Source organism: Amycolatopsis orientalis DSM 43388, assembly GCF_000411975.1.
In the GTDB taxonomy this organism is placed as follows: domain Bacteria; phylum Actinomycetota; class Actinomycetes; order Mycobacteriales; family Pseudonocardiaceae; genus Amycolatopsis; species Amycolatopsis orientalis_D.
Window position 1 is genome coordinate 1 of record NZ_ASXG01000097.1, and the last position, 277, is coordinate 277.

At 58.5% G+C, this 277-nt stretch carries 1 protein-coding gene; it reads right to left on the reverse strand.

The window, feature by feature from the left end:
• Positions 1–245 (reverse strand): RNA polymerase sigma factor (locus L942_RS43000; protein ID WP_326929349.1); only part of this gene is annotated, 245 nt, incomplete at its 3' end.
• Positions 246–277 lie beyond the last annotated feature (32 nt).

Genomic DNA, 277 nt, shown 5'->3' on the forward strand with positions numbered 1-277 from the left:
CCTTCACGTGCCCGATATGCCAATGCCGAAACACCGTTGGCTGTCAGGCCAAGGCGGGAAGCCACTTCAGCTGGTGTCTTACCCTCAATCTCGGTTAACCAGAGCACTGTCTGCCATCGTTCTGGTAGCCGATTGAACGCATCCGCTGCAAGATCCTTTTCGAACCCGGCCATTACCCGGTTGCTGTCCGGCACGCTGAGTTGTACTGGGCCCACCGTCATCTCTACATCCTCGGTCAGCTCCACCTTCCGGGCCTTGCGCGTCATCTCGTATGCCG